The organism is Caballeronia sp. SL1002 (assembly GCF_057814995.1).
This window is the reverse complement of the sequence record NZ_JBYMUW010000007.1, coordinates 1-23958: the sequence shown is the minus strand read 5'-3', so window position 1 is coordinate 23958 and position 23958 is coordinate 1. Positions and strand designations below refer to the sequence as shown.

20 protein-coding genes and 4 pseudogenes are annotated in these 23958 nt (G+C 56.7%); 10 read left to right on the top strand and 14 right to left on the bottom strand.

Annotated elements, in window-relative coordinates:
• Positions 1–295: 295 nt before the first annotated feature.
• The 4 genes from AC3D25_RS30900 to AC3D25_RS30885 all read right to left on the bottom strand — a co-directional run bounded on the left by AC3D25_RS30900 (position 296) and on the right by AC3D25_RS30885 (position 7823).
• The gene (locus AC3D25_RS30900) at positions 296–1483 is read right to left on the bottom strand and encodes a GIY-YIG nuclease family protein (protein ID WP_488892328.1); all 1188 of its coding nucleotides are present in this window, start codon (positions 1481–1483) and stop codon (positions 296–298) included.
• Positions 1476–3605: a DEAD/DEAH box helicase gene (locus AC3D25_RS30895; RefSeq protein WP_488892327.1), complete on the bottom strand. Its 2130-nt coding sequence runs from the start codon at positions 3603–3605 to the stop codon at positions 1476–1478. The genes AC3D25_RS30900 and AC3D25_RS30895 overlap by 8 nt, the downstream gene beginning before the upstream one ends.
• Positions 3602–6397 (bottom strand): class I SAM-dependent DNA methyltransferase, encoded by a 2796-nt coding sequence (locus AC3D25_RS30890; protein WP_488892326.1) that lies wholly within the window; start codon positions 6395–6397, stop codon positions 3602–3604. Before AC3D25_RS30890 ends, AC3D25_RS30895 begins: the two co-directional genes overlap by 4 nt.
• A gap of 205 nt (positions 6398–6602) precedes the next feature.
• Positions 6603–7823, bottom strand: a complete 1221-nt coding sequence (locus tag AC3D25_RS30885) for a hypothetical protein (RefSeq protein WP_488892325.1) — start codon at positions 7821–7823, stop codon at positions 6603–6605.
• 104 nt (positions 7824–7927) lie between these two features.
• Between AC3D25_RS30885 and AC3D25_RS30880 the strand changes: the two genes are divergently transcribed.
• The gene (locus tag AC3D25_RS30880) at positions 7928–8128 is read left to right on the top strand and encodes a hypothetical protein (RefSeq protein ID WP_488892324.1); all 201 of its coding nucleotides are present in this window, start codon (positions 7928–7930) and stop codon (positions 8126–8128) included.
• Positions 8129–8155: 27 nt separating this feature from the next.
• Here AC3D25_RS30880 and AC3D25_RS30875 read toward each other — a convergent pair whose 3' ends face one another.
• From AC3D25_RS30875 to hxsA2, 7 genes and pseudogenes are all read right to left on the bottom strand, one after another.
• Positions 8156–9115, bottom strand: a complete 960-nt coding sequence (locus AC3D25_RS30875; protein ID WP_488892323.1) for a tyrosine-type recombinase/integrase — start codon at positions 9113–9115, stop codon at positions 8156–8158.
• Positions 9116–9198: 83 nt separating this feature from the next.
• Positions 9199–9363, bottom strand: a pseudogene (locus AC3D25_RS30870) (transcriptional regulator); the annotation flags it as partial.
• Positions 9364–9536: 173 nt separating this feature from the next.
• Positions 9537–9806: a hypothetical protein gene (locus AC3D25_RS30865; RefSeq protein WP_488892322.1), complete on the bottom strand. Its 270-nt coding sequence runs from the start codon at positions 9804–9806 to the stop codon at positions 9537–9539.
• 354 nt (positions 9807–10160) lie between these two features.
• A complete protein-coding gene (gene hxsC / locus AC3D25_RS30860) occupies positions 10161–11378 on the bottom strand; it encodes a His-Xaa-Ser system radical SAM maturase HxsC (protein WP_488892321.1) in 1218 nt (405 codons plus the stop codon).
• Positions 11372–12829 (bottom strand): His-Xaa-Ser system radical SAM maturase HxsB, encoded by a 1458-nt coding sequence (gene hxsB, locus AC3D25_RS30855; RefSeq protein ID WP_488892320.1) that lies wholly within the window; start codon positions 12827–12829, stop codon positions 11372–11374. Before hxsB ends, hxsC begins: the two co-directional genes overlap by 7 nt.
• A gap of 9 nt (positions 12830–12838) precedes the next feature.
• Positions 12839–13126 (bottom strand): His-Xaa-Ser system protein HxsD, encoded by a 288-nt coding sequence (gene hxsD / locus AC3D25_RS30850; RefSeq protein ID WP_488892319.1) that lies wholly within the window; start codon positions 13124–13126, stop codon positions 12839–12841.
• 11 nt (positions 13127–13137) lie between these two features.
• Entirely contained in the window at positions 13138–13425 is a 288-nt protein-coding gene (gene hxsA2 / locus AC3D25_RS30845) for a His-Xaa-Ser repeat protein HxsA2 (RefSeq protein WP_488892318.1), read from the bottom strand.
• Between the two features lie 478 nt (positions 13426–13903).
• On the opposite strand from hxsA2, the gene AC3D25_RS30840 reads away from it, so the two are divergent.
• Entirely contained in the window at positions 13904–14167 is a 264-nt protein-coding gene (locus AC3D25_RS30840) for a hypothetical protein (protein WP_488892317.1), read from the top strand.
• A 91-nt stretch (positions 14168–14258) separates the two neighbouring features.
• On the opposite strand, the gene AC3D25_RS30835 is transcribed toward AC3D25_RS30840, so the two are convergent.
• Both AC3D25_RS30835 and AC3D25_RS30830 read right to left on the bottom strand, forming a co-directional pair.
• Entirely contained in the window at positions 14259–15803 is a 1545-nt protein-coding gene (locus AC3D25_RS30835; RefSeq protein WP_488892316.1) for a GmrSD restriction endonuclease domain-containing protein, read from the bottom strand.
• A gap of 478 nt (positions 15804–16281) precedes the next feature.
• Positions 16282–16758: a hypothetical protein gene (locus AC3D25_RS30830; RefSeq protein ID WP_488892315.1), complete on the bottom strand. Its 477-nt coding sequence runs from the start codon at positions 16756–16758 to the stop codon at positions 16282–16284.
• A 79-nt stretch (positions 16759–16837) separates the two neighbouring features.
• Between AC3D25_RS30830 and AC3D25_RS30825 the strand changes: the two are divergent.
• The 6 genes and pseudogenes from AC3D25_RS30825 to AC3D25_RS30800 all read left to right on the top strand — a co-directional run.
• Positions 16838–17077: pseudogene (locus AC3D25_RS30825) on the top strand (IS110 family transposase); the annotation flags it as partial.
• A gap of 83 nt (positions 17078–17160) precedes the next feature.
• The gene (gene tnpA, locus AC3D25_RS30820; protein WP_309787805.1) at positions 17161–17625 is read left to right on the top strand and encodes an IS66-like element accessory protein TnpA; all 465 of its coding nucleotides are present in this window, start codon (positions 17161–17163) and stop codon (positions 17623–17625) included.
• The gene (tnpB, locus tag AC3D25_RS30815) at positions 17625–17978 is read left to right on the top strand and encodes an IS66 family insertion sequence element accessory protein TnpB (RefSeq protein WP_309787806.1); all 354 of its coding nucleotides are present in this window, start codon (positions 17625–17627) and stop codon (positions 17976–17978) included. Before tnpA (AC3D25_RS30820) ends, tnpB (AC3D25_RS30815) begins: the two co-directional genes overlap by 1 nt.
• 86 nt (positions 17979–18064) lie before the next feature.
• Entirely contained in the window at positions 18065–19642 is a 1578-nt protein-coding gene (gene tnpC, locus AC3D25_RS30810; protein ID WP_488888343.1) for an IS66 family transposase, read from the top strand.
• 90 nt (positions 19643–19732) lie between these two features.
• A pseudogene (locus AC3D25_RS30805) lies at positions 19733–20524 on the top strand (IS110 family RNA-guided transposase); the annotation flags it as partial.
• 879 nt (positions 20525–21403) lie between these two features.
• Complete coding sequence (locus AC3D25_RS30800; RefSeq protein WP_488892314.1) at positions 21404–22798, top strand: pentapeptide repeat-containing protein; 1395 nt, start codon at positions 21404–21406, stop codon at positions 22796–22798.
• Positions 22799–23024: 226 nt separating this feature from the next.
• Here AC3D25_RS30800 and AC3D25_RS30795 read toward each other — a convergent pair.
• Positions 23025–23360, bottom strand: a pseudogene (locus AC3D25_RS30795) (ATP-binding protein); the annotation flags it as partial.
• Positions 23361–23420: 60 nt separating this feature from the next.
• Here AC3D25_RS30795 and tnpA (AC3D25_RS30790) point away from each other — a divergent pair.
• Positions 23421–23816, top strand: coding sequence for an IS66-like element accessory protein TnpA (gene tnpA, locus AC3D25_RS30790; protein ID WP_488889784.1), 396 nt, complete (start codon positions 23421–23423; stop codon positions 23814–23816).
• A partial coding sequence (gene tnpB / locus AC3D25_RS30785; RefSeq protein ID WP_488892359.1) for an IS66 family insertion sequence element accessory protein TnpB occupies positions 23813–23958 on the top strand: 146 nt, incomplete at its 3' end. The genes tnpA (AC3D25_RS30790) and tnpB (AC3D25_RS30785), both read left to right, overlap by 4 nt.

Genomic DNA, 23958 nt, shown 5'->3' with positions numbered 1-23958 from the left:
GCTGTCCGCCGTCCAGCCAGCTGTATGCGCAGCCGATCGTGTAGCCACTGCGGGCCAATTACTCTAGTGCGCTAGTGCCGAGAGAAAGAGCGTAACCGTCCGACCCTGACCGTGTAGACGCTTCATGAAGGCGACGCCATGCTTCCGGGGGGCACAAATGTGACTGTGTCCACAAAGGAATCATGGATGTATTCAGACTGATGGTCGGGTTTTTGTGCGTCTTTCAAAATTCTTTCCTTCTTATCGAATCAGCGGAGGCTTTTCCGCGCCGCTACGAGCAGCCAGCTTATAGTATTCAACTCGGTACGAGCTGGGCAGATTTTGGATCGTAAGCCGTTTCGGTGATCGTGCCGTCGATAATGCGCTTTACCGCTTCGTCGACGACATGCAGCGGGACGAGGAACCACTCTCTTGGTTTCACCGGAGTGCCGAAACGGTCGTTGATGGTCAGGTCGAGCTGCGCCGCTCCGAACAGGCGATGGAAGAGGTTCTCCATTCGTGCCCGATTAATGTTGTGCAGCTTGTACTCTGCAACGATCTCAACGTCGGCCAGAAGGTAGGTCGCGTCTTTCGATGCACCGGCGATACGGGCAGACACTTTCCCGCCTGTCACCCCAATTTTGTGAATGACCTCGCGGTGCTCTGCAACGTACGGGTGTTTCGACAGGCTGCGGAGGACATAGATCGTGCCGCTCTCAATGTCCTCCTGCTCGGGGATATCTCCGAAAAGAGGGCCGACAGCAGGCTCTGTAACGAGCCTAGCCACCTTATCAAGGTGAAGGGCGCGCTGAAATGATCGCTGCAGAACCTCGCTCTCGGTGCCGTTATCGTAGACAACTCGCAAACGCATGTCGCGTCGGTCATAGTCGGTTGTGAACTCGCCCTTTTCTTCCGCGATGTAGGCGGTTTGACCGCCAACAATAAAGAAAGTGCCTTTCTGGATCTCATTGAGGGATCGCGTTTCAAGCTTGATGATCTTGCGCTCGCCGGCTTTAATCTCCTGCCGAACCCGCTCAAACAGCGGTTCGAATTCCTCGAAGTCCTCGCATCGCGTGCGATTGGCGATTTCTTCGGCGGCACGGCGCGCTTCGTAGGACCGCACGTTCCGCAGGCTCGTAATATCGTTTTCCACCGGTTCGTCGGTCACGCCCAGCTCGGCGAGCAGCGCGTCCTCGTCAAGTTCGTCGACATTCACCACGGCGGCGGCAGCCCCCGATAACAGGTTGGCGCTATCCATTTCCGCCAGAAGTGCTTTCGCTTCCGGCAGCTTCTGCAGCTGGTCCAGCCGCACGGCGTACAGGCGTTCGAAGATATCGCGATCTTCGCCGTGCTGGGGCGCCCTGCCATGCTCTTCATGAAAGCGCAGGATGTCCTCGAAGCCGGCGATGATCCCCTCTTCGCGCGGGGTATGGCTCGACGCTTTCAGAGGCGCGGCCTCGACTCCCAAGGCCTCCAGCAACGCGTCATCATCAAAATCAGCCATTGGCGACCTCTCCGTTTGCCTTCGCCTTGGCCTGCGCACGGTAACGCGCCAGCGCGGCCACTCCCTCGGCCATACGCTTCTCCCACGCGTCCGCCGAGTTGATATCAGGCAGACGGCCCCGCTCATTCTTGAACATCAGCGCCCGCTTGGCCAATTCGCGGGCATCGTCCTCGGAGATCGAAACCTTTTTCGCGGCGATGCTGGCCTGCATCTGGCGCAGAGATTTTTCGTCCATCGCTTTGGCGAGGACCGCATAAGCCGCCTCGAACGGATTGATGCGATCGATCAGGTCGATATCGAGGTCGCGGACATTGACGAACCGGCGAACGCCATCCAGAAGAGCGGTGCTTCCCTGTTCGATCTCACCAGCCGCCTCGGCGCCAGCGGCATCGGCTTGCGCGAGGGCAAGCTTGGCCTGTTGCGTGACGTTCATCGCGGCGATCGCATGCTGCCGGATCGCCTCCTGGTCGACGTCGCTGAGCTCAGGGTAACGCTCGCGCACGATCTTGCCCATGCGCAGCTGGGTCAGCTCTTCCGGCAACGTATTTTCCTGGTCGAACAGGCCGTGCTCGATCACGGTTTTGTCCTGCAAGAAGCTCGTGACGACCTCATTCAGATCCTCGCGGCAGATACGGGTCGCTTCAGGGCTTTGCGGCGTTGCCAGGCCATTGATTTCGACGTGAATTTGCCCCGTGTCCTTGTTGACGCCGACATTGTGGCCGTCTTCCTGGTAGCCCTGTTCGCCGTAGTCGAACCCGTCCTTCGGCCCCGTGTTCTTGGGCGTAAATTCATAGCGGGGAGCCAGCACCTGCTCCATCAGCAGGCTGGCCGCGATCGCCTTCAGCATGTCGTTGACCGCTTCGGCCACGGCCATCTGATCGGCGGCTGGCTCGGCAATCAAATTGGTGAAACGCGCACGCTCTTTCCCCTTCGCATCCCGGGTCGCACGGCCGATGATCTGGACGATCTCGGTCAAGCTGCTGCGGTAACCGATTGTCAGAGCATGTTCGCACCAGATCCAGTCAAACCCTTCCTTCGCCATGCCTAGGGCAATGATGATGTCGACATTGTCACGATTGTTTTTCTGGTCAGGGTCTTTCAGGGCGTTCAGAACGCGCGAACGCCGGGCCGGATCGCTGTCGTCGACCAGGTCGGCAACTTTCAGCACGCGCCCATCGGGTGTCTCGATCAGGTGGAATCCGGAAGCCGCGTCGACGCCCTTCCACTCGCCAAGCGAGTGCATGATTTCATTAACTTCGCGCTCCTTGTCCTTCAGGCTTTCGCGCGCATTGACGCTCGGAATATGTACGATGGTCTTGAGCGCGGGGTCCAGCACCTTCGGCACCGCGCCGACGTACCGGCCGGTGTAGAAGAAATAGCCGATGTCGAGCGATTTCAGCCAGTTATAGCCGTTCAGCTGCTCATAGTAGGTGTAGGTAACCGTCTCGAACCGGGCTTCGTCGGCAGGAGATAGCACGGCTTCGCTGTCGCCGCGGAAGTAGGAGCCCGTCATCGCGACCAGGTGGACCTTGTCGCGCTCGATGAGAGAGCCGAGCTGACTGCCCAATTTGTTGTCAGGATTGCTCGAAACGTGATGGAATTCGTCGATAGCGATCAGGCGATCATCGAAAGCCTCGATGCCGAGCTCTTCGACCGCAAACCGGAACGTGGCATGGGTGCAAACCAGCACCGGATCGGCGCTGGCCAGAAACTTCCTGACCGCGTCGACCTTTGACTTCGCGACACGGGGCTCGTCGATCCCAGGCGCGTTGCACAGGTTCCATTGCGGCGCGACTTTCCAATCCCAGTAAAAACCATGCTGGCTCAGCGGCTCATTGGCGAAGCTGCTGCCGATTGACCGTTCCGGCACCACGATGACGGCCTGCTTCAGACCCTGATTGTGCAGCTTGTCGAGCGCGATAAACATCAATGCACGGGACTTCCCGGACGCCGGCGGAGATTTGATGAGGAGATACTGCTCCCCGCGGTGCGCGTAGGCGCGCTCCTGCATGGTCCGCATACCGAGCGCGTTAGACTTAGATGACTCGCCTGTGCGTGCAGTGGCGATGGATACCGAAGGCACGGTAAAAGCGTTTGTTGGATTCTCGGCAACCCCGCTCATGATCTTCTGTTCCCTGTAGTTTTGATTACAGACTTCCGCGCCGCTACCGGATTTTTTGAGTAAAGGCTGAACAGCTTTTCAACGCGCTCTGTATCGTTTTTGAAACGTCGACCTATGTAGATGCGCTCCAACAGTTCGTCATTATGCTCGTGCGCTCGACGTAAATTTTCGGGCATCTCATCTGGCTCATATAGATCCGCGATTGTTAAAGGGTAATGCGCCTCACGGGCTAGCAATATTTCTTCCGCACTCTTCGTAAGATCTACTTTATTTTGTTCGGTTAATGTCGGCACGGGAAAGCTATTCCAACCTAGCGTATTCGAGTACCGAAAACGTGTTTCCAGCTTGCCACAAACTGTTGCAATCCAAGCCATATGCATCCGCGAAGCGATGAGCGCGAGATTCCATAGCGGAGCGTCATACAATGCGAAAGCAAGGTTGCTAACAATTGATCCGGGCGGAAGGAGGCCGATAGGCAGATAAGGCCTTCGCTCGGAACTGACCTGTGGAACGATCAGCGTGTGCGAACTTGCCACCGCTTGAATTTGTCGAAAACGATGCGGATATTCGGCAGCTGGCCGCGTCTCCGCAGCTTTACTTGCAGCACGAAAGGCGCGAACATCTTCAAACCGCCGGGCAAGCGCAGGTATGTTGTTAGCCTCTTCTGAATCGCTATCAGTTACCCAAATGCAAAACCGCGTAAGGCCACGAATATATTCCGCAGCGCCGAAGTACGGTCTAATGTACTTTTCAGCTTCCGGGCTTTGCGACAATAAATCGTTGCGCTGATCAACCGTTAGCGAAAGATGACCACCATCTGTAGGCTTATTGCCCCAAACCATTACCGCTCTATCGGAACCCTCGGGCAATCGCGAGGATCCTTCTACGATAATGTTGGTTCCGGGAGAAAGGTAAGCATTGATACTTTCAACTTCTCGAACGGAGGTAGCGCCTTCCTCGTCTAGATCGAAAAGCTTGCGCTTCGCCGGAGCTGCCCGCGAAATGCCAACTATCACTACTGTGACGCCCGCATTTTGACTTGCTAAATTAGCCCATTTGAACGAAACGTGAGCAAAAAGGATGGTGTGACCGGAACTAAAGATCAAAGGCCACAACAATGGCACCTGCTCCCCTTGGCAGATGGAATTGGTAGCTACGAAGGCAGCGCTAGCCTTCGTCTGGGTACCATAATCTGCAGCTTTAATAAACCAGGCCGCAACATAGTCGAGTGATTTCCACCCTTTTATGCGGTGGTCAAAGATTGCCTCCATCTCCTTCTTTTGACTAGCAGACTGCCAGGTGAACCCCAAATATGGCGGATTACCACAAATGTAAGTTTCCCCTCCTTCGTTTTCGAAGTCGATTTCAGTTTGGTTAAGAGGAGTCTCGAAAAGGTCGTCAGCGGTAACGCGAACGCCCGTACCCGTCGGAGGGCAGATCCCGAGCCAGTCCAAACGAAGGGCGTTGCCGCAAACAATCCAGTTCTGAGCATCCAGAGGCAAGAACTCGGCAATGGCGTCTTTTTGTCCCCTATAGAGGACATCCGCCTGGAACTCAGCAATGATCAGGGCCAGCCGTGCGATTTCAGCAGGAAAATGGCGCAGCTCGATACCACGGAAGTTCGTGAGCGGTATTTGGCTGCTCAAATGCGACTCGCCACGGCGGCGATTGATCTCAGCCTCGATCTCTCGCATTTGTTTATAAGCAATGACGAGAAAATTCCCTGAGCCGCAGGCAGGATCGAAGACCCGGATGCGGGCCATCCGTTTTCGAAGATTCAGTAGCTTGCGTTCGTTGTCCCCTGCTTCAGCTAGCTGCGCGCGCAAATCGTCGAGGAACAGCGGGTTAAGCACCTTCAGGATGTTCGGCACGCTCGTATAGTGCATGCCGAGGGCGCCCCGCTCCTCTTCGTCCGCTACCGCCTGGATCATGCTGCCGAAAATGTCGGGGTTGATCTCCCGCCAGTTCAGGTTTCCTGCGTGAATAAGGTAGCTTCGGGCCATACGCGTGAAGCGCGGCACGTCATTCCTGTCCGCGAACAGGCCGCCGTTAACGTACGGAAATTTAGTGGCCCACGGGCGAAAGTTGGCTGCAGGACGATCTGCGGGCTGCGTATCCATGGCGCGGAAAATTTCCGCCATCACCTCATGAGTGTTCGAGCCGTCGCGCTCGGTCATCTCTTCGATGGTGCGCGTGAAGAGCCCCTGCCCCTGGAAAATCTCAGTGTCTTCGGCGAAGAAACAGAACACCAGCCGGGCCATGAAGTGATTCATGTCCGGCCGCCGCTCTCCGGTCGCCCACTCGGGATTTTCGCGCAGCAGCTCGACGTAAAGCTTGTTCAGGCGCCCGGTCGCGCGGACGTCGATCGGGTTGTCCTTGATCTCCTTGATCGTCGAGATCCCGGCCAAGGGCAGGAAAAAGCCAAAATGGTTCGGAAAATCCTGAAACGCACAGACGACGGTTTCTCCGCTGCCAAGCTCTTCCGCCTCCAACGTCTCGCCGTCCGTCGCCAGAATGTACTTAGCCTTCCCCTTCGCCGTGCCCGCGCTGCTGCGCAGGGACTGGAGAGTGTCGCCAACGGCGTCGCCAGGCTGGCAGACGGACAGGTGGATATTGCCACGCTGCAGCACTCCGCCAGCCACATCTGAGGCGTTATTGTTCCCGGCGCGAAGGCGCTTGATGGCCGTGTCTTTGTTACCGAAAGCGGCCAAAAAGGCGAACGGGAATTCTGCAGCGTCGAACGGCTGCAGGGCAAGGTCAGAAATGGCCTGTTCTATTTCTACGGCGTTCATTGAAGAGCGTACTTATGGCAACCGATTCCGGCTTTTTTGGAAGAGCAAGTCTGCACGTTCCGGCGGAGCCTTCATCTAACAAATTAATAGGTGACGCATGATAGCCAGCCGCGCTGGACCCAGCAACACAGAACGAAGCCCATAAATGGGGCCGCCTTGCAGATTTCGGCGTCAGTGGCAGGCGCGGACCCGTCGACCGGAGGCTTCATAAACCTCTCCTCTGCAAACGGCTATCCGATGAACACGGGGCAGGCGATGCAAGCGGATCCAGATGGTTCGCGACCTTGTATGCCCAGTCGGCCCAGGCGTCGCGATGGCCGTCAAACGCGCGCCCTTCCACTGCGTCTGCTGACGACAGCACTTCTGAAACATACGCACGGATCTGCTGCGCCTGCTGCCATCCACTGACCCGATCGAGCAGCCGAGCAATCCGATCCCGCTCAACCTGCAGGCGCGCTTCGCGTTCGAGTCGTTCGGCTTCTTCGCGGGCCTGCCGCGCTTTCTCCATCCGCTCATTAAAGCTGCGCCGGTTCATCCAGTACGAGAACGCTCTTGCCTTCCGGTACTGCCGCTCGCCGGTCAGCACGATCGCAACGCCGATCTCCCGCAGCCGGTTTTCCAGCTTCCCGTCCTCGCCGTCGCTCCAGAGCAGCCGCTCTTCGCGCTCGCCATGCTGCCAGCGGGCGACCTCGACCTCGATCGCCATTGGTCCACTTTGCTTGCCGGCCGGACGTGTGCGCGGCCGCAGGGCAGCCAGCATTTCCACCCTGAATTTCACATACTGGTTCCCGACATGGGTGCTGACCTCGCGGCCTTCACGTCCTCGCGCCGAACACTGCGCGTTGAGCTGGCCCAGCAGCACGAACAGGTTGCTCAGGAAAATGAGCCGGCGCTGTTCAAAGCGGCTTTCAAAGCGAGGCTTGTCCCAGGCGTAGCGGTTTTTCGTCATCGCCTCGCGGCGCTCGTCGTCTTCCCGCAGCAGCCGTGCAATCTGCGGATGCGCATTTTCCAATGTCCGCACGAACCGGAACTTTGCCGGCAGCGTACGGCGGATTCGCGCTTCAACCTCGTCCAGTGTTTCGTCGTAGATCGGGGGAGAGGGCGGCAGATCCGCCTTCACGCTGTCGTCAGCGTCTTCATTGCCGTGGTGATGCTCCTCACGCGCCGGCTGGAATGCCTGCGGTCGCCCAGCGCCCACCGTCACGCGGTCCGACATACCGGGCGCGCGTCGCGGTAACGGCGTGCGCGCGACCCGCTGACCGGCGGCCAGCCTGGCCCAGTAGCCGCGGGGCGGGACCGGAATGTCGCCGCGCCGGCACGCCTTGGCGAGACCGACACCCGAAATGCCCAGCGACTTCGCCTGTGTCGTCGTCGGCCCGGCCCAGACCAGGTCGTAGAGCTGCTGCCGCGTGAACAGATATCCCATAAGAGGCTCCCTGATGGACCGTGGCGAGACGCGGGAGCAACTATTTTCTCCTCGTCAATCTGCGCAGTGTTCGCCTACCATGCATCGACAAAATGGAGACCATCATGGGCATCTACTGGGACCTGCAGCTGCTGGTCAAAGGAACCCACGACCGTGTGATGCAGTCGTGCTGGATCGCGGACGTGAAGGCAAAGAAGGGGCTGCCCATGCGCAGCTCCCGACGCAGCGGGCCGCGGGTAAAACCCTGCCCGGAAGAATGGCGCCCGGTGGTCGAGGACGCGATGCGCAAGCTGGGATGGATGTAGCCGTCCGTCCGAAGCGGACGACGGATATCAGAGATGGATCCGCTCGACCTCGTCAAGGCTGATGTCGTCGCGGCGCCGGTCGTACAGCTGGGTGGTGCGCGTGGACGCGTGATTTGCCATCCTGGCGGCGTTCTCAAGCGTGCCGCCGTTTTTCAGATAGGCGGTGATGCCCGTTGCGCGGAACGTGTGGTTGCCGATCGCCGTGCCGATGCCCGCGGCGAGCGCGCGCCGGCGCACCATCGCATACGCGTTCGCCTGCGGCAGCGGCCGCGGGCTCAGCTGGCCCGTGCCGCGCGTTATCGTGCGGAACAGCGGACCCTTCGGCTCGTCGCGCAGGCCGGTCTGTTCCAGATATGCCTGCAGATATTCTTCCAGTGTGTGGTGACAGGGCATCGCGTGCTGTTTGCCGCCTTTCTCACGCAGACGCACCCACAGGCGCCGCTGCTGCACATAGACGTCGTCGACCCGCATCGCGAGCGCGGCGCCGACGCGTGCGAACGAAAACACCATGAGCGCGATCAGCGCGCGATCACGCAGACCGATCGGCGTGGTGACATCGATGCTGTCGAGCAGCTGGCGCGCCTCGGTCGCATCGAGCACCGGGGTTTTGCCCTTTTTCGTGGTGTGACTGGGCCCGCGCACCGAGGCGGCCGGGTTGTGCGGCACGATCTGGCCGGTCACCAGCCAGTCGAACAGGTGACGAATCGCCGCCAGGCGCTGCTTAACAGTCGGCGCCGATGACGTCTGGGTCTGCAGTTCGATCCAGGCCGCCACGTGCAGCGGCTGCACCGCAGTAATGGAGGTCACGCCGGCGCCCGCACACCACGCGAGAAAATCTCCCGCGGCGCGCGCATACGCGCGGCGCGTGTGTGGATTGCGGATCGCTGACGCGAAGAATTCGAGGAACCGGATGCCGGCGCGATCGCCCGCTGCCTCGACCAGCGCAGGCAGCGGCGCCGCCCCTGCACAAGGAACGAGGTGGTTCATTCGCTGTCACCACCCGCTGGTGGCGGACACGGGTGCGACCGGTCTGTCTCATGGGCTTCTGGTCCTGATGGCAGTCGCTGCGGATCGAGCGGAACATGCTCGGCCTCGTATTGCTCGATCAGCGTGGCGAGCAGCTGGAGACGGTCGCCATCGGGTGTACCAGGTGCAGGATCGGCGTCAACCAGGGCAGAAACGCTTCTGAGCGCTTCCTGGTAGTCGCGTTCGTTGTCAATCGGATGAATGTCCATGATGGCCCGGCGAAAGAGTCAACGCACTACGACAGAAACGTCTTCTGATCCAGCCGCTGCATCTGCAGCGCAGGCAGCGAAGCTCAGTGCGCCAGCCGCGCGACGCGGTCACGGCGACTTGTTGCTAGCAGCGGACAGCCATTGGACCGAGTCGGACCACCACGTGCCAGCGGTTAGACCCCGAGGATCCTGCCGACTGTCTCGTTGAACTCGCCGGTCGCGTTTTCAACCGCGTCGTCTGCCTCGTCATCGAGGTTATCGACGTTCTCATCCATCACCGCCTGCAGCGTCAGGTACGCGACAATGATGCTGTCCAGCTGCTCGTCGGCGACGCGCGCATAGACGGCTTCCCCGAGCGCTTCCATGAAGTCGCCGCGGCTGCCCCCGATCAGGCCGTCCGCGTTGTTTTCGAGATCGTCCTTGAACTGCTCCACATCTGCCATGCTGGTGCTCCAGAAATTGATAGGCGTTGGATCGTACAACCCGCTGCGGCGCTGCTGCCGGGTCGTGAAAGTGTGCCGGTTCCAGCGCAGACCGTACATCCGGCAGAACGCAGCCTTTATATGTGATAAAGGACATTATCATATATATAAACGCCACCAAGAGCCGCAACAGGTCAGTGGACAAAAAAACCACCGGCCCGTCACGGACAGCAGGGTGACGGTAAGAGAGCGCGTGTTCTTGTTGAGATGTTCCCGCCTGACTCTGGCCGAAGTAAGCAGGGTCTCCGAGTACGAAGGCGTACACCGTCAGACAGGGAATCGACGATATCGAAAAGCGAAGTCGCCTACTATGGCTCAATTCGCATGTTCGCTTACGAATGGTCGAATATGTTCGCTATATCTGTGTTGCACTGCCGATGAAAAGAAGCCGCCACATTCATGTTTGCGTTCGCACGGGTCACAAGCGTCTACGTACTCGTTCTTCCAATCCGATATCGATCGCCGGTATGCTCGCAGCACGTCATCGTTCACAAGACACAGTTGATGATTATAAACCGACAGAGGAATGCCATAAGCTTCCAGCACACGAACTGCCCGGCTAAGAATATCTTTATAGGAAAATTGATCGATCCACAACGAATCCATATTTGCCCTCGTGAATCCCGTTATTTCAAGACCCATAAGCGCTACGTGATCGACGAACGTGAGATTCCTGGCGATGAAGTTAGCAAGCGATTCGAGTGTCCCAATGCTTAAAGCATGCAATACCACACGGATCTCGACCTTTTGCCCAAGTTCTTTAAGATTTAGGATGCCTCGAACAGTTTCATCGAATGCACCTTTTGCTTGCACAATATAATCGTGGGTGGACGCGTCATCCGAATACAGCGGAATGCCGACAGTCAGATCCGGATGGTTAATCGCCGCGTAATCCTCTGCGAAAGGACGATGAGCGAAGGTCCGTCCATTCGAAAGAATCTGGACTTTGGTATGAGGAAGCAAGTTCTTCGTCAGTCTGACTGTTTCAAGGAATCGATTGCCAAACAGAGTAGGCTCACCACCAGAAAGAGTCAGAGCTTTGACCGTTCGAGGCATCAGCCTGATCAATTGCTGATTCTCATCGGTCAGCCAGCTGTCGTCGATATTCTTCGGCGGTTGCGAACACATGAGACAGTAGTGCTGGCACTGCTCAGTCATAAGAATGCTGTTGTGAGGACTGCCGTGCCGGTACAACACGCGAATACTCTTCTGGTCGGCGTTCAATCGAACGATGTCACCGTCGCCGATATACGCAAACTCGTCGGAAAGCACTACGAGCGATGAGTCGACCATATGCGCCGGGAAGCGCTCTGCATCTCGTTCAAGGACGAAATAGTGGCTGTAACCACCGGGAATGTCTCCGTCACGCAAGAAAAAGGCGCTCAAGCGTCGGATTGCCGCTGTGACAGGTCGTGATCCAGATACGACAGGCAGCAGCGTTGTGGATGACGTTGCGCGGGGAATCACCTCGCTCTTAGGCGTCAGCTGTTCGATCGGAACAATAGATACGACTTTTCCGCGTAAAGTCAGCATGCCGCCACCCATCCCTGAAAAATTGCTTTGGCTTCCGGATCAGTTTCCATAATCGTGATCAGGCGGCGGAATATCGCCATGTTCCGACGGCAGAAATCGGAGGAAGGCTTGCGTCCGACGACATCACCGTGAATGGCATGCGCGTACACTGGGTCGGCGCCGCAGAATGGTTCGAATGCGCATTCCGAACACATCGGGACTGAAAGGGTGAAGGAGTCTTCAAGCGCATTCAACAAAACATCAGAAAGGAAAATCTCTTCGTAGCTGTTCTTCAGAACGTGACCCAGTTTGAAGGTCATGTCTCCCATCTCGGCGAGCATTCGCGCCTCGTCTGAAGCGAACACGCCGCCGTCGTAGTTGCAGACTACAGCAGCGATACCCGCACCCGCCGGATTCATGAGATCGACATACCCGGGATCGTTCGAAGTCAGCATCTTCTGCAGAACGAGCGACGCGTAATGCTCCCGGAAAGGAACCCCCTTCCGATTCAGGTCGATGATGTAATCCAGCCCCGCAAAGTAAAATGGCAGCCAGTCTGCTAGTGCGTACGACTTGATAGCTTTCGTTTTGACGGCAAATCCATACGGCGAAAGCGGACGCAGAAATATTCCACCGAAACCCAGCGACAAGTATTCGTCGATGATCTCTTCGACACGGGACAGGCTGTGTTGCGTCGTTGTCATCATCGCCGAGACCCGATCGAATCCAACAATTTCACGTGCGCGTTGCAGCCCGTCGACGTAGCGTTCGTGGCTGTCCCGTCCAGGTCTAGGACGATTGCGGTTATGCAGGTCTGCGGGACCGTCGAGAGACGTCGAAAGCAGAATCCGATGGTCGCGGCAGTATTCCAAAATCTCTTGCGTAGCGAGGGACAGCGTCGTCGCAATGACAATCTCCAGCTCGCGAGATTCTGCTTTGGCGCGCTGCTCCACCTTCTCGACGATGTAACGTACAAGCTCGAAGTTCAGAAGGGGTTCGCCACCTTGAAACTCAAGCTTCAATGCAGGCGACGGAGAGCGGAACATCAAGTCGATCGATGCGTCGGCGACGTCGCGAGACATGTCGAACGCCTCGCGATTTTCCGATTGCCGCGATACCTGGCAATAAGGACAGCTATGGTCGCAACGGAGCGTAACGACGAAAATGTGGAGGTTCGTGAAGTTCGGGAGGCGCTGATATCGGGTTCGCGCTTTGAGCGCAAGAAGTTCGCGAGGCGATTGGTCGCCACGGACTTCGATCAGATGCTTCGTTCTCGCACTACGAAAGACTGGCTCGTCAGGGCGCAACTCGTGGCTGACGAGACGCTTTAGGTCTTGTCTTCCGAGCGTGACATACTCGCCTGCCATATTGGTGACGACATAGCGTTCGCCGTCCAATTGAGTGAAGTTGAACGGCAACAACTGATAGTCGCCGTCCGCGTCGAACGCGGACGGCGGGAGAAACTTGGCCACATCCGGCTCCTACGTCAGCCCTGTACGCGAAAATGCGTGTGCAAGAATGAGATGTCTGATCGACTCGGTTTCTGAAGCGACCTGCTTCCGAAGGGCCTGATCGAGGACTTCCTTGTGGAAGTCCTGAATCAGAGCGTCGTGGTCGACTTCTTGTGAGTCCAAGCCCAACGTGCAATGCACGTGTTTTTCATCAAGCTGGAATTCGACGCTCATCCGATCGATAAATCGATACGCTGCCTTCTGAATGACATCGACTTCGAACGCACCTCGATCGAAGTCGATCTTATAGCTGCTCATGCTAGCCATGCCTAGTAAGACGAAGAGCTATGGGAAGAATGTGAGCTATGCGACGAGTGCGAGCTGTGATAAGCCATCAGTTGTCCGGCTTCCGAGCGGTTTAAGACAAATTTGAAAGCCTCGCCGCCCGCCTTGACGTTCAGATCCTGAGACGCCTTGCCCGAATCGAGACCGTCGGTTTTCGCGTGGGTGGCATGATGTTCCGTGTCGATCGTCGGGGTGATCACCGCCGCGTTGGAATGCTGGGCAGCCATCGCCGCAGCAAGCGTACTCACTGGGACCAGAAACTTTGCTTTCATAGCAACAGCCTCATGCGTTGGAAAAGTGGAAAATATTACCGCTTTACTGTAACGATTTGTGACACCGTAAGATTAGATGAAATCTTACGTTTGTGGAACGTCTAATTGCTTCCCCCGTTGCTGTCCTCACATTTGTTACCGACAGTTCCTTGAGACGGGACGCGATTACTGAACGTTGGCCGTGTCATGCCAAGGTTGTTATCAGCTAGTCATCTGCTGACCGTTCGAGCCGGCAAGCCGTCTTGATGGTCGAATGCCCGACCGACGGAAAGGGCGCTCGAGCCACGCCGAAAAAAATCGCCCCAAAACCCGACACTCATGGTTTTCGCAGAGCAGTCGTTCGATGTCACTTTCCGGCCGCTGAAAATGGCGATGGGCTCAGTGACGCGACCGTGTGCGCTGCAACAACATGCGCTTGTTGCAGCGTGTACGACGCCTAAAATTAGGGTTTTATCACTTGCCCACGGAGATCAAACCAATGAAAAAAAACCTATCCTGTTTCGCGCTGGCTCTGCTTCCCTTTGCCGCTTACGCTGGCAACCTGCAATGGAACCCGGTACCGATCCCCGGCGGCAACAACTACGGCAACTATAGCCAGAACCAAAGTTCGCAGGCAACGACGCAGATGATCGGCAATACGGCCTACACCCAGGAGAATTACACCGACAATCAGGGATATCAGGCGCAACATCGCTGTTATTCGCAGCAAGTTGGCAACCAGATTCTGACGCGCTGCGACTGACCTTCATCAAGCGTCTACACGGTCAGGGTCGGACGGTTACGCAACAGTCCTTGAGCCTCGTTTTCCTCATGCGACGTGCGCATACAGTTGTCTAGTTCTTGATAGTAGTGTTGCAGAAGGGATGAGTGAGCTGCCCATTTGCTGTATTGCCTTTGCCGCCATCAGCACGCCGGACGAGATGGTCGATGGAGATCGAGTTACGATGAATAAGACCATCGCATATGCCGCAACGCAGCGGCTCTTTGAGAGCGTCCCGTAGAAACACAGAGGATTTCGCCTCTGTACCAAATTCGGACCGTTTTGATAGTTCGTCTTGTTCCGCGGGTTGCAAGAAACTGAAATTGGCGTGCTTGCTCATTTCTAAAAGAATCGCGGCCTCGCTCTCCTTCTCGGTCAACTTAGTTATCAACCATAGGAAAAGGTCTCTCAGCCGCGCGTACCCCTTCGGACCGCTTCCGTATTTAACAGTAACTTGGTTGACCAATTTTCGGTGTTTTAAAATGAAATCCTCAAATGGCCGACGCACGCGTATAAACTCACTAAACGAATTGTCCTTCTCGAACTGAACTAATACAGCAAGTACCGCCATAAAAGCGGTAGGTTGATATCTTCCGGTTGAGCTGTAAAAATACACGGCCGGATGAAGTCCGAGTGACGAAGCATGGTTTCCGGAAATCCTATTGACCGCTACGCGACATTTTTTCAAAAACCCTATCGTTTTTTCTCCAGTTTCGTCATTTAGTAGCGAGCTGTCACCCCTGACCTCATTCGCGAGATTTACGAACTCAAAGACGAGAGGAAGGGTTTGTGACGAGTACCCGCGTCCTGCAACAGGTAGATCAAGCGTCTTGATAGGGGTCTGCAGAGTGGGGGAAAAAAGAAGCTCGTTGATATATTTTGCTACCTCTTCGATCTCAGCCTTAATGGGTTCAGAAAAATTGGACCAATATTTGTGGCCTGTGCCCGAGCGAACGATCGCCCTCGCGGCAAGCGCGTTGGGCAACTTTCTCGCCTTCAATAACCGTAGCTCGGTCTTATCAATCGGCGAAGCTTGCTGGTTTATTTTGAAGAACGAAGCTTCAGCTTTCGTTGCATCACCCTTTACCCACTGTAACTGGACTGATTGGCTAGCTAGGCGTTTTGCTTGAATAACAATTTCGGGTCTTGTTCTATCAGGATGCTGTATTGCAAATTGGTGTTCGGCATAGGATCCAATTTTTCTCTTCACCAATCGCCGTGTAAACTCGGCCGCTGCATTTTGGTCATCGGGAATAATTCCATCAAAAAAACTACGCGAAGTTGTTTGATCACCGTAGTCGTCGTGAACCCAGGCTACTAGCGCGCTAAGTCTATGAGCGCCGTCAATAACGAATATTTGACTCCCCGACTGCCACAAAATGAGCGCAGGAATCAAATCGCCGTCTATAAAGCTTTGGATAAATTCGCAAATTTTGTCGGGAGACCAATCACTGGTTTCACGTTGAAAATCAGGCTTGCGCATAACGCTATAAAAAAAATCGGCGCGCTCCAGATTTCGGATTTGAATAGTCGTTGGCTGTACGGAAGGCACTGTAGTATCGCTTACGTCAAAGTCCTCGCGTGGGATTAAGGCGTCGAGATTAACTTTGTGTACCATTTTTTTAATTCCCGTTGGATTCTGATCACGGACTATAAGCTCGGGACAATTTACGCGCAAGTCGTCTCCGATTCGCTTTAGATCGCGACGACAAGCAGTATAGCGTTAGCGAAGGCATTCCGTTTTCTCGAAAGCCGCCACTGCGGATGCTCAACCGCGCTACGGGGCGGAAGACCGCTCCGGCCGAGAGGCAGCCTACGCCTCCCGCGATGGCAACGGCCGCCTTCAGGGCGTACGGACGCCTGAGTGTTGCAATCCCGTCGCCCGCGGAAGGTCGCTTCTTGGCCGGTCGAAGACCAATGCAATATAAAAACTTTGCGGGCCGCGTAACTTGCAAACGGTTGTCGACGTGTTTGCGATGTTTTGTATGCAACAAGCGGTCGCGCGTCCGAACATTCAGCGCAGTGCGTAAAGCACCTCAAACGTCTCGCATACTAGCGGCATCGATTTCTGAACGCGTCGACCGATCCGCCCGCACTCATCCGTGAAGTAACGCAAGTGTTCCTTTTCGCCAATGCCTTAACGAGCAATCGCCCTCTCCCTCACTTGCCGCGAAATCATCTGTTATGCAGTCGAACGGAACGATTTCCACCCCGGTTACGTGTCGAACTAAAATTGGTCGTCCATGCCAATCAAGCACGATTTCGGTGTCTTCTACCTTGGGAACTGCATCGCCGTTAAATTGTAGGACCACAAAAGGCTGCAGGTCGCGCGCTTCGAACCAGCCAGGAGACCGATTAAAGATTCTGACAGGGCCTCCGAATCTCCGAACCCGCCAATGCGAACTGCACCTTTCGGAAGTTGTATGCCGTGTTTCTCCAGATCGGCGCCAGCCACCGATTCCTCGTATCCAAACATTGTGAAGAGCTTGTCGACGATTGAGCACAAGTTGTCGAGCGTCTCGAAGTGGCCCAGATGGAATGGACACCACCCTCCCTTCGGGGAAGGTGGGCATGATGGGCCTCCAGAACCGAACGGCATCAATGTGCCAAAGTGGAGCTGCGACACAACCACTTGAGGAACGGAGGCCCTAAATGAATGCTACGACATATGGACTGGATATTGCAAAGCGGGTGTTCCAGATGTACTGGGTCGACGCACAGAGCGGTGAGATAGCCAATCGCCGGTTTGGACGCGACGATTTAATCACGTTTCTAGCCCAACGTCCTGCTGGTCGAGTGGCCTTAGAAGCTTGCGGAAGCGCGCACTGGTGGGCACGCAAGATTCGGGCGCTTGGGCACGAAGTAGTGCTGTTGCATGCGCAGTTTATTCGTAAGCGCGCGATTTCCCACACCTAGCTTGCGTTGTTGAGAAGGCTCACGATTGCGTCCGCAACCTCACTTTGCGGACGCAATCCATGACAGAAGATGACCTCAGCTTTTTGCCCCTACGCGTGACGCGTGTTGGTGTCGGCGGCAAGCGAAGCTTCGATCCGACGGACAAACGACGACTCGTCGAAGCCTGTCTGCGGCCAGGCGCTTCGCTATCGGGCCTCGCCCTGAAGGCAGGCGTTAATGCCAACCAGTTGCATAAATGGGTTCAGGCGAGTAATCGCGCCCGGCCCCCGATCGGGCACAACGAGCCGGTCGCACCGTCAGCGTTTGTTCCGGTCGTAGCGATCGACGAGCCGACAGCGGTCATGGCGTCCGCGCCCGCGTCGCACCACGCCACCAGAGCAGAATCATCCCGCGTTTCGCCACGCTCAACACGACTGGCACGGCTGTCTGCCCATCTGCCCAATGGCGTGAAGCTTGAGCTCGAATGTTCAGCAGAGGACGTGGCAATCGTTAATGCGATGGTCGTCGCATTGGGAGCGCGCTGATGTTTCGGTTCGAAGCCGACCTGGCGGTCTTCCTGCATCGCGAACCGATCGACTTCAGGGCCGGCATCAATAGCCTCGTGACGCTCGTCGAGCAGTCCATGCAGCTCGATCCGTTTGCACGCGCCGTGTTCGCCTTCCACAACCGCAAACGCGACCGGGTCAAACTGCTGTTCTACGATCGCAACGGTTTCTGGATGATGTTGAGGCGCCTCGAAGAAGACCACTTCGTCTGGCCAAGCCGGCAGCAAACCGTAGTCAAGCTGACGAGCGAGCAGTTGCACTGGCTCCTGGAGGGCATCGACATTGATGCTGTGCGCCGCCACCCGGTACGGTCGTATCATCACGCCAGTTGAGCATTGCGCGTCACCTGTCAGCGTCAGCCGGCCTGTTACAAATTCCCGTAAACCCATCGCGCGCGACACTTCGTTATCGTGGAAGCATGAACGAGGACGACTTCTCCCGATTGCCGCCAGCCGCCCAGGCCTATATCCGTGAACTCGAGACACGCAATCGGCAGCTGGGCGAACGGATCACGCAGCTCGAAGAGCAGTTCCGCCTCGCGCAAAGCAAGCGATTCGCCCCAAGCAGCGAGAAGCTCAAGGATCGCGTCTTCGACGAGGCCGAACAGGTCGTCGGCTCCGAACCCGACGACATGGACGCCGGCGCCACTGACGACGCGTTTGTGCTCCCCGACACGGGCCTGCCGGATCCGCCGGCACCCACGAGAAGCAAACCGGGACGTAAGCCTTTACCGGCGCACCTGCCACGCCAACGCATCGAATACGATCTGCCCGAGAGCGCGAAGGTATGCCCGTGCTGCGCGCACGCGCTGCACCGCATGGGCGAAGAGCTCAGCGAACAGTTGCACATCGAAGTCAAGGCGTCGGTGCTTCAGCACGTGCGCTTCAAGTATGCATGCCGCCACTGCGAGCGCCACGCCGAGCGCACGCCGGTCATCACCGCACCGATGCCGGCCCAGCCGTTGCCGGGCAGCAATGCCAGTGCGGCGATGATCGCCACGGTCACCGCGGGCAAATACGTTGACGGAACACCGTTGTACCGGATGGCCCATGCGCTGGCGCGCGCGGACATCGAAGTCGGACGCGCTACGCTGGCGAACTGGATCATCCGGCCTGCTGAGTTGCATTACAGCCGTCTGTACGAGGCGCTGCGCAAGACACTGCTGTCGCAACAGCTGATTCACGGCGACGAGACCACGGTACAGGTGCTCAAGGAGCCGGGCAAAGCCGCTCAGAGCACCTCGTATATGTGGGTGTACCGTAGCGCTGAAGACTGCTCTGAACCCGTCGTGCTGTTCGACTACCAGCCAGGGCGCGCTCAGCAATATCCCCAGGCGTTCCTCGCGGGCTACAAGGGCCTGCTGATGACCGATGGATACGCCGCCTGGCGCACGCTCGAAGGTCCGATGCACTTTGGTTGCCTGGCCCACGCCCGGCGTGCCTTCGTGGATGCCCTCAAGGGCATGAAGAAACCAGGCGGGCGGGCCGCACATGCACTGGAATACTTCAAGGCGCTCTACCAGGTCGAAACACTCGCAAAGGGGGATCTGCCCGAAAGCGAGACGCGCGTCGATTACACCTTCCGGCTGCGCCAGCTACACAGCGTGCCGCTGCTCGAATCCTTCAAGAAATGGCTTGACGAACTGGCACCGCAGATCCTTCCTGAGAGCCTGCTGGGCAAGGCGATCTCCTATACACGCAATCAGTGGACGTACCTGAGCCGCTACGTGAACGATGGGCGCGCCCCAATCGATAACAACGTGATCGAGCGTGACATCAGGCCATTCTGCACCGGCAGATCCTCATGGATGTTCAGTGACACGGTTGCTGGCGCGAAGGCCAGCGCCATGATCTACAGCTTGATTCTCACGTGCCGAGCGTGCAACGTCGAACCTTATGCGTATCTCGTACGGGTACTCAGCGAATTGCCGCAACGAGCATTAGACGCCGATGTTACCGACCTGCTGCCGTTTAACTTCTCGAAGCATACGCCTTGACCGCTTAACAACGCTTGATCCAACCACCGTATTGACGCGACTGTTGCCACGCGGTCACGTTGGTCCCGTGTGCCAGATCGAGCGCTTACGTTTATTCGACCATTCGTGCAAACGAACAAGACCGGCGCAGCGGACGCCAAAGCAATCTGGACTGCTGTGCAGCAGCCTGGAATGCGTACGGTCGCAGCCAAGACGGAGGATCAACAAGCGATGCTCAGCTTGCACCGCATGCGTTCGCAACTCGTCAAGTTTCGAACAATGCAGGTAAATCAGCTCCGTGGCTTTCTCTACGAATTCGGAGTTACGTTTCGAGCGCGACGATTGGCGGGGCTTGCCGAGGTCCGGGAACGTATGGCTGAATTAGAAGACGTGCTCCCAGGATCGATCATCCTTAATCTTCAGGACCAACTACGACGCATCGACGCGTTTGAACAAGACATCGAGCAGCTTGAGAAGCGGATTGGCGCCTGGCAGAAGCAGGAAGCCGCGTGTCGTGCGATATCCGAGGTGCCGGGCATCGGCAGACTCACGGCCACCGCCCTGGTTGCAACAATGGGAGACGCGAAGACATTCAAATCTGGACGTGAGTTTGCTGCGTTCCTCGGGCTTGTCCCTCGGCAAAGCGGCACGGGAGGCAAGATCCGGTTGGGCTCGATATCAAAGCGTGGGGACCCGTATCTACGCACGCTGCTGATCCACGGAGCTCGCTCCGTTCTGTGTCACGCGAAGGTGCCAACTGCCTGGCAGAAGGGAATGCAGGAGCGGCGACCTGGCAACGTAGTGGCGGTGGCGCTGGCGAACAAGATGGCGCGAACTGCGTGGGCAATATTGGCACACGGGAGCACTTACGAAATGAGTCACGTCAGTATAAGACCGAGTTAGCAGTATCACGCATTGAAACGTTTGGGGGACAGGTAGGTTGCTAAGGTTGAATCCATGTGATGGCGAAACAGGTCGGACCGCAAGAACGCAAACCTGAACACGCTCTTGTGCCTGAAGCACGCGGCCCAGATGAGGACGTTCTTGGCGAATTCCATCAGGGCCCGCGGCTTCGGCCTGCAAAAGGCCGAATATAAGACCGTAGCCGATACCTCGTTAAGGCATCACATCAAGATCGACCTGGCAAACCGGGCGGTGTCCATATAAGAGCGTGTCAAAACGCACGCCGTTTCGGCTCAGCGCAAAATCCGGCTTGTCAGAATGCTCTGCATCGGCCTCGCGGCTACTCGGGAGGGGTAAAGGCGCCCCCTAAAACCTAGCGATTTTGAGTTGTGACACGGCCTCGGCCGAACGCAGCCGGATGTTGCAATCCGAAGGAGCACCGGTCCGTGCCGATGCGGTCCTGCTATATATAAGGTCCCACAGCGATCACTTTTGACATAACGCCGTATCCCCGTTCGGCCCTCTCAAACGGCGAAAATCGACTCGTTACTGCCTTTCAGTTGACTTTCCTCGAACGTCATAACTTCACTCCAAAGCGGCCCTCAATGGCGCCGACCTCTGGATTCCCTTTCGTGTTCGGGATACACAGGCGTTATGTCAATGGGGCACCTGTTCTTTGAGCGGGAAGCCATTGGCGCGATGCGCGCATCGTTTGGGCAATCGACCATGCATGTCCCGCTCAGGAAAGGTATTTTTGCTTTGGGGGTGAAACAAGCGCGACGCTCGTGGTGTGGGTTTCCGCACATAGCTGGGTGATGTGACTGGGACCAGAGCTCGATCTACACATAATGTTCGCATCAATCCTTACGTAAGGCTACGATGATGATCAAATTTTTTGAAGGCTGGTTTAGCTGTCATCAAGCCCGTTTCGTACGATGGCTCGTTCTTGCCGGCACCTCATTGATTTCAGCTACCTTAAATGCGCGCATCCCTGACTGCGAAGGGTCTTACAACGGAAAAAAGACTTCCGCGGCAGAGTTCGTCAAAGCCGTAAAGCAATTCAGGACAGACAAAATACATAAGGAAGATTTTTGCAACATCGACCTGAGCGGTGAACGGCTGGTTCTCCAGGATTTGTCCAAGCTGCCGCTACGAGGGGCAGATTTTCAGAACGCTCATCTGACGAAGGCGAATCTGACAGGTTCGTCGCTGCGAAATGCGAACTTTACGGGAAGCAGGATCAATGAGGCTGTATTTGATGGTGCGGACCTTTCTACCGCAACGCTCGCGAATATTGATGAGGGGAGGAAGGCGAGCTTTGCGCGCGCAAATCTTCGCAGAGCAACGCTCTTTCGCTCAAACTTTGCTTCGGCCATCTTTGATGGCGCAGACTTGCAATCTGCGGAACTATCACAGGCACGGCTAGGTCGTGCCACCTTTATTAAGGCTAATCTGCGGGTTACTGCCTTTAGTGCGGATCTAACAGGTGCAAACCTAACTGGCGCCGATCTCACGTCGGCATCATTATCTGGCGCGGTTATGATCGGAACCGTGTTGGAAGATGCAAGAATGCAGGGCGCCTATCTGTCTTCCACACGATTTGAGCCGGAAGCCGTTCTTCCCGCGACCGCGATACTCGGAAGCGTCTTTGTCAATGAAGATATGACGTTCGATGAGTCCCCACGAGGGCTAATTGCAGTACGTCAGGGCATGAAAGAGGCAGGTCGTCGCGTTGCAGAGCGTCAGTTGACATACGCGATCGAACGTCGGCGAACGGAACGCCTGCTACACCGTGACCCTGACTCATCGGAAGGCCCGTCCATCGGCTCAAATATTGAGGGCATTCTGAGATGGTTTCTTTTCGATCTCACGGCGAAGTATGGCCTTGCACCCGAGCGAGCGTTACTAATCATTCTCATATTTATTCCTGCGTTCGCGATTCTCTATTACCCCGCCATGTCAGGAAAAGGTGCCGCTTCTATATTCAAGGTATGGGCGAATGCCAGCCCAGCTAATCCCGATCGCACTGCGGAGCGCCTCGCTTTGACGGGCACGCGGCGAATGTGGAAATCTTTACAATTCAGCCTCGCTTCGGCGTTCCAAATTGGTTGGCACGACTTCAACGTCGGAGGATGGGTCTCAAAAATGCAGACTGATGACTACGTACTTGTCGCTGTCGGTTGGGCGCGCTCCGTAGCCGGATTTCAGTCCTTGGTAAGCGTCTATTTGCTTGCGATCTGGGCCTTGACGCAGTTTGGCAGCCCGTTCGAGTAGTTCTGGTTGTCTGGCCAGGCGACCGCCTGTCAGTGTCGCCCCTGATCGGGAATCCGACGCTGGCCTCCTATATCTGATAATTTCATCTATCCCATACAGGCTGGCCATAAAAACCACAATCGCACTGCTGACTGGGATCAAAAGCGCTGCTCTTGGCGAGACTCACGCGAATGGATCGCTCGAACGAAAATCACTGGCGGTTGTATGATCATTCTGCCGAATCATCTCATCGGTCGTCGTCGCTTTGCAAAATGGCGGCTCGTCGCTCGTCAACAGACGCTTGATGAACAAGACGATCGAGAATCGCGTCAGCGAGCGTCGGGGCTTGTAGCCACGCATGCCAGTGTTCCAGGGGCAATTGGCTGGTGATGACTGTCGAGCGTGTGCCGATGCGGTCGTCGAGTACTTCGAGCAAATCGTTGCGTGCACCTTGGTCCAGGTCCTGCAATCCTCAATCGTCAAGTAGCAACACGTCGACCTTTGCGAGCTGGGCGAGGCGGCGGCTGAAACTGCCGTCGCCATGGGCGATCTGTAACCGTCCGACCCTGACCGTGTAGACGCTTGATGAAGGCGACGCCATGCTTTCCGGGGGCACAAATGTGACTGTGTCCACAAAGGAATCATGGACACAGTGACTAAATTCACCGAAGTCAAAGTCGCCCGGAAGTATCGCCGGCGTACCGTGGACGAGAAACGGCAGATCGTCGAAGAGACGTTATCCAGTGGACGTTCGGTGGCTGAGATTGCACGCAGTCACGAAGTGAACGCGAATCAGCTGTTCGACTGGCGCAAGCAGTATCTGGATGGACGCCTTGGCGTGAACGGTCGCGAATGCGCCTTGCTGCCGGTCACCGTGAATGCGGCCAGCGACAGCGGCGCGGCCAAACCGGATGCAGCGACGCGTTCGGCCCAGGCGCCTGGCACGCTCCGAATCCAGTTGCCACGAGGCGAGGTACATGTTGAAGGGAGCGTCGATCCCAACACGCTTCGCGTGGTGATCCAGTGCCTGATCCGATGATTGGTCCGCTCGCAAACACGCGAATCTGGGTTGCCGCCGGATTTACGGATATGCGCTGCGGCTTTGACGGCTTGGCCGCGAAGGTGCAGACCGTGCTGGCGAAGGATCCATTCTCTGGCCACATCTTCGTGTTCAGGGGCAA